Source organism: Thermodesulfobacteriota bacterium, assembly GCA_036482575.1.
Lineage (GTDB): Bacteria > Desulfobacterota > GWC2-55-46 > GWC2-55-46 > JAUVFY01 > JAZGJJ01.
On record JAZGJJ010000067.1, the window covers coordinates 1 to 5,362 of the forward strand.

The following is a 5,362-nucleotide window of genomic DNA, read 5'->3' on the forward strand; positions in this document are numbered from 1 at the left end:
AAGGCCTCGTGCCTCGTCGGGTCGAACCGTTCGTTTACGGCCTTTATCTCCTTCAGGCCGAACTTTTCGAGCGTGGAGTGCATCTGGGAGAGCGTGAGGTCCACGCCTTCTTTTAGCCCCTCGATCCCGCTTTCGTCATCCGCGTGCCCGAGCGCCCGCTCCAGGTTGTCAAGCGCCGGGAGTATTCCTTCCATGAGCTTTTCGTTTGCGAAGGCCATCAGGTAGGCCTTCTCCTTTTCAACCCTTTTCTTGTAGTTTTCCAGGTCGGCGCACTTCCTCAGGAACTTTTCGTGGGCCCCGGCGGCGTCTTTCTCAGCGGAGTCGAGGGCCTCCTTGAGGCGCTCCACGTCCGTTGCCTCCCCGGCGGCTTTTTCCTTTTCCGTTTCCGCTTCCATTCCCGCTTCCGCCTCTTCGCCTTCCCGCTCTACGTTCGTTTCTTCCCGTTCGTCCATTAAGTACCTCTTTTTATAGGTGTAAGGGCCGGGGTTCTACCGGGCCCTTTAAATAATCCGGCCGAAGAGCCCCGCGGTATAGTCGACAAGCGGGATGATCTTCGAGTAGTTCATCCTGAGGGGGCCTATGACCCCGAGCGTGCCGAGCGTCTCTCCTTCTTTGCCGTACGGGGCCACGACGAAGCCGAGCCCTTCGAACTCCTTGACGTTGCTCTCCGAGCCGAGGCATATATGCACCCGGCCCTCTTCCATGCTCCTGTCGAGTATCTTCAGGAGGAGGCTCTTCTCCTCGAACGCGTTGAAGACCTGCTTCATCCTCGCTATGTCCTCGGCGAACTCGGGCTGGTCCAGTATGTTCGCCGTACCCTCCACGTAGAGGTCGCTTAACGGGTCTGCGGCCATCTCGGCGAAGGCCATCTCGGCCAGGCGGAGCGTATTGGCCATGAGCTCGTCGTAGAGGTTCTTCTCGCTCCGCATCTCCTCCAGGACCCGCGTCCTTAGCGCCGTGAGGCTCAACCCCGCAGCGAACGAGTTAAGGTAGTTGGAGGCCCGGTCGAGGTCGAGCCGTTCCGTCTCCTCGCCGGCCCTTACGACACCGGTGCGCACCAGCCCTTCGACCGAGACCATGACGACCATTATGTGCGTGCTGTCCACGCGGAGGAAGCGGATCTCCCTTACCGCTATGGCGGCCGGGCCCGCCGCGATTACGAGCCCCGCGCAGTAGGTAAGTGCGGAGAGTGTCTTGCCCGCGGCCCTCATGATGTTCCCGGTGGCGACCGGTACGGTGCAGTTCTCCCTTATCAGCGCCTTCTGGGCTTCGAGCGGCTCTTCGAGCTTCAAGAGGTTGTCCACGTAGAGGCGGAAACCCTTTTCACTGGGTATCCTGCCGGCCGAGGTGTGCGGCTGGACGAGGTAGCCCGCCGCTTCGAGTTCGGCCATGGTGTTCCGTACGGTGGCCGGGCTTACCCCGATAGAATAGTTCGTTGCCACGGCCTTCGAGCTCACCGGCTCGGCCTTGAGTATGTAGTCCTGTATGACCGAAAGCAGGACGGCCATGGAGCGTGTCGAGAGGTTTTCCTTCATAACTTCACAAGATACCAATGGTAAGAAGCCCTGTCAAGGAAAGAGCAATGTTTAAGCCGCATTATCCGCATGCCCGCTCTACCGCCGACAGGAACAGCTCGTTTGAGAAGAGCATCCCCTTTTCGGTTAGCGAGAGGTTTTTACCCTTACCCTCGTAGCGTATTAACCCCTCTTTTTCGAACCTTTCGAAGTCCAGCGCCCGGTGCGGGGGGAAGCCGAAGCGGTCGGTGAAGGCGGCGGCGTTCACCCCGACGGAGGTCCTGAGCCCGAGCATCATGCTCTCGGCCGCGGCCTCCTCTTTTTTAAGCTCCTCCCCGCCTGCCTCTGGCGAGCCGGTCTCTTCCACCCGCGCCATGTACCTCTCGATCTTCCGTTCGTTCCACCACCGGCGGCCCCATCCCGGGCGGTCGAGGTAGGAGTGCGCCCCCGCGCCGAGCCCCAGGTAGTCGCCGCCCTGCCAGTAACGCATGTTGTGCCTGCTTGAGAGGCCGGGAAGGGAGAAGTTGGATATCTCGTAGTGGTCGTAGCCCGCAGCTTTAAGCAGCCCGATGGCGGACCGGTACATCTCCGTTGTCTCGTCGTCGGCCGGGAGTTTTATCTTTCCGCTCGTGCGGGCCTCGTGCATGGGCGTGCCTTCCTCAAGGGTAAGGCCGTATATGGAGAGATGCTCCGGCCGCATCTCTATTACCTCGGTAAGGGTCGCCTCCCAGCTCTTCTGGTCCTGGCCCGGGACGCCGAAGATGAGATCCACCCCCACGTTTTCAAAGCCCGCCCGCCTTGCCGAGTCAAAAGCCTCTTTGGCCGCCCGCGCGTCGTGGCTCCTGCCGAGCGCTTCGAGCTCTCGGTCGTTAAGCGACTGGACGCCGAGGCTGAGCCTCGTCACCCCGGCCGAGCGGAAACCGGCGAGTTTTTCTTCGGTTACCGTATCCGGGTTGGCCTCGAGCGTTACCTCGATATCTTCAAAGGGGGTGAAGCGGCCGGTTATGCCGCTAATGAGGCGCGCTACCGCGCCCGCCGAGAAGAGCGAGGGCGTGCCGCCGCCGAGATATACGGATTCCAATCCCGCGCCGGAAAGCCCTTCTTTTTCAATTAGTTGAGATAGTTCCCTGAGGACGCACTCCGAGTATTTACGCTCGGGAGGGGAGGGGCTCTCTACGGAGTTGAAGTCGCAGTAGGGGCACTTTCTGGCGCAAAATGGGATGTGGACGTATACCCCTATGTCTCTCAGCCGTTTTTCTTCTCTACGTATTCCCACAGTCTCTTCAGAAAGTCCCAGGGGGATATTATCCCGAGGAGCCTCTTTTCGTCGTCCACGACCATTATGCACTCCACGGGCTTTTCCGCGTTTACGCAGATGGCCGCTATCTCCATTGTCGAGGTCTCCGGGCTTATGGAGCAGACCCCGTCGGCCCCCATATCGAGGAACTCGCTTAATTTTTTCGCGGTCAGCCCCTCGAACTTCTCTATGAACTCTTTGGGCTCGGGTGCGAACTTGACGTCCTTCAGGAAGCCGCTTGTTATGTACTTCGGCAGTACGGCCTTCATGAGTATCCGGGGGGTTATGAGGCCCAGCACCCGCCTTTCCCCGTCCACTATGGGGAGCTTGCTGATACCCTTCTCTGTAAGGAGCTTTATCCCCTCGCCGAGCGTTGCCTCGGGTCCGAGCGTTACGACCTCGGTATTCATTATGTTGGCTGCTATCATGTGGTCCTCCCCGGTAAGTGGTTATTATAGCAGATAAGAGCCTTCGATTAATACCCTATATTATCGACACCATGATGGTGTTTAAATTCATGACGGCCGTTCAGGGTACACGGCATGAGGGTTGTAATAGGGCCACTTATGACATTAACCGTGCGGTAGCACCTACAGGTACCTGAGATACATATAGACCGTGGAGATGGCGATACTCATTATCATGAGCGGGAAGGCGAGCTTCATGAACTTGAAGAACCCTATGGGGTGTCCGCTCCGGGCGGCGAAGCCCGCTACTATGACGTTTGCCGAGGCGCCGATTATCGAGCCGTTCCCGCCGAGGCACGCCCCGATCGAGAGCGCCCACCAGAGCGGCATAATGGCCTCTTCGCCGCCGAGCGCCGGGGCCATGTCGTCTATGAGAGGTATCATGGTGGCGACGAACGGGATGTTATCGACGAGAGCCGAGGCCACGGCCGAGATCCAGAGGACCAGGTAGGTGGCCGTCGCTATATCCCCGCCCGTCAGCGCGAGCGCCTTCTTGGCGAGAGTTCCGATGAAGCCGACCTCCACCAGCCCGTGCACCACGACGAAGAGCCCTATGAAGAAGAATATGGTCGTCCACTCGACCTTGCCCATCACGTGGTGCAGGTCCTCCCTGTTTATCAGCATCAGGAAGGCCGCGCCGAAGAGCGCGGTCGTAGCCGGCTCAACGTGTATCCGGTCCTGGAGCACGAAGCCGGTTATGACCGCGCCGAGCACCAGGAGGCATTTTACGAGGAGCACGGGGTCCTGGATGGCCTCGGACTCGCGGAACTGCATGATCCTGTCCCTGTACTCCTGAGCCACCGTGAGCTCTTTGCCGTAGATGAGTTTCAATATTATAAAGGTAACGAGCATGACCAGCGGCATTATGACGCCGACGTTCGTGACGAAGGCCATGAAGCTGAGCCCCTTGGCGCTCCCTATCATTATGTTCGGCGGGTCGCCTATGAGTGTTGCCGCGCCTCCTATGTTCGAGGCCATTATCTGCGAGAAGAGGAAGGGGTAGGGGTTTGTCTTGAGCTCGTCGCAGATAAGGAGCGTTATGGGCGCGATGAGGAGTACGGTGGTGACGTTATCGAGGAGCGCGGAGAGCACGGCCGTAACGATGGAGAGGTAGAGGAGTATGAGCCACGGGTCGCCCTTGGCGAGCTTGGCCGACTTTATGGCGACGTACTGGAACATGCCGGTCTTCTGGCATATGGAGACTATGGCCATCATGCCGATGAGGAGCCCGATGGTGTTGAAGTCTATGCCGTGTATGGCGCTCTCCTGGGTTATGACGCCGAGGAAGATAAGGAGCCCGGCGCCGAGCATGGAGACCACGGCCCTGTCGACCTTCTCCCATATGAGGAGGGCGTAGACGCCGATGAAAACGGCGAGCGCTATTATAAGGTGTCCGTCCATTGTGTTAGCAAATGAAGATATGGTTTTTTGGGGGGAAAGTCAAGGGGTTTCGGGCCAAACCGGCGGTCCGTGACGGACAGCAATTTTAAAACCCCGTTCATCCTGAGCTTGTCGAAGGGAGCCTGTCCTGAGCCTGCCTAAGGGCCTGACGAACAATTTGGCGGCCGGTCTACTCTTCCGGGAACCACCCGCGAAACGGCCGCCATATAAGGTAGGGTCTTTCCGGGCCGTCGTCGGCTACCTCAAGGAACTGCCGCCCTTTTTTCCTGAACCGGAGGCCGCAGGGGCAGACGTAGGTGAGGTCGCCGTGGTGGGGAACGATGTCATAGTCATTCAGGCGGCACGTGCCGTTCCTGCATACCGGGAGGTAGGGCACTCCGACCCAGAGCCACTTCTCGAGCCAGACCAGGAGCGAGACAAAGGCCACCGGCACGGCGATACCCAGTACGAAGCCTATGGCGAGGCCCGGCCAGCCGTGCGTCCGAGCCCCGTAGGCCGACGACGCTATGACTATGGCCAGATAGCCCGCGACGAGCAGGATCTCGATCAGGCTTGTGCCGCGGTCATAGTTTTCAGGGTTTTTCATGATGCTATAGTAGTACCCTTGTCGGAGGCTTTGGTCAAGGCGGGGGGGCAAACCGGCGATTTGTCCGGCATACTTCGTTGGCCGCACATTTTGCCTC

Annotated in this window: 6 protein-coding genes; all 6 read right to left on the reverse strand. The window is 59.2% G+C overall.

Annotation, left to right across the window (positions count from 1 at the left end; genetic code table 11):
* A partial coding sequence (locus tag V3W31_02950; GenBank protein MEE9613896.1) for a nucleotide exchange factor GrpE occupies positions 1-452 on the reverse strand: 452 nt, incomplete at its 3' end.
* Positions 453-500: 48 nt separating this feature from the next.
* On the reverse strand, positions 501-1,535 hold the full coding sequence (gene hrcA / locus V3W31_02955) for a heat-inducible transcriptional repressor HrcA (protein MEE9613897.1): 1,035 nt from the start codon (positions 1,533-1,535) through the stop codon (positions 501-503).
* Between the two features lie 61 nt (positions 1,536-1,596).
* Positions 1,597-2,790 carry a radical SAM family heme chaperone HemW gene (gene hemW, locus V3W31_02960; protein MEE9613898.1) on the reverse strand — a complete coding sequence of 398 codons (1,194 nt, stop codon included), beginning with the start codon at positions 2,788-2,790 and terminating at the stop codon, positions 1,597-1,599.
* Positions 2,760-3,239, reverse strand: a complete 480-nt coding sequence (locus V3W31_02965; protein ID MEE9613899.1) for a CBS domain-containing protein — start codon at positions 3,237-3,239, stop codon at positions 2,760-2,762. The genes hemW and V3W31_02965 overlap by 31 nt, the downstream gene beginning before the upstream one ends.
* A gap of 162 nt (positions 3,240-3,401) precedes the next feature.
* Positions 3,402-4,679: an ArsB/NhaD family transporter gene (locus tag V3W31_02970; protein ID MEE9613900.1), complete on the reverse strand. Its 1,278-nt coding sequence runs from the start codon at positions 4,677-4,679 to the stop codon at positions 3,402-3,404.
* 169 nt (positions 4,680-4,848) lie between these two features.
* A complete protein-coding gene (locus V3W31_02975; protein ID MEE9613901.1) occupies positions 4,849-5,265 on the reverse strand; it encodes a hypothetical protein in 417 nt (138 codons plus the stop codon).
* Between the last annotated feature and the right edge of the window lie 97 nt (positions 5,266-5,362).

What these genes read in the sequence shown, in the direction of transcription:
- V3W31_02970 (MEE9613900.1), bottom strand. Translation starts at nt 4,679, where the DNA reads ATGGACGGACACCTTATAATAGCGCTCGCCGTTTTCATCGGCGTCTAC.
- V3W31_02965 (MEE9613899.1), bottom strand. Translation starts at nt 3,239, where the DNA reads ATGATAGCAGCCAACATAATGAATACCGAGGTCGTAACGCTCGGACCC.
- V3W31_02975 (MEE9613901.1), bottom strand. Translation starts at nt 5,265, where the DNA reads ATGAAAAACCCTGAAAACTATGACCGCGGCACAAGCCTGATCGAGATC.
- hrcA (MEE9613897.1), bottom strand. Translation starts at nt 1,535, where the DNA reads ATGAAGGAAAACCTCTCGACACGCTCCATGGCCGTCCTGCTTTCGGTC.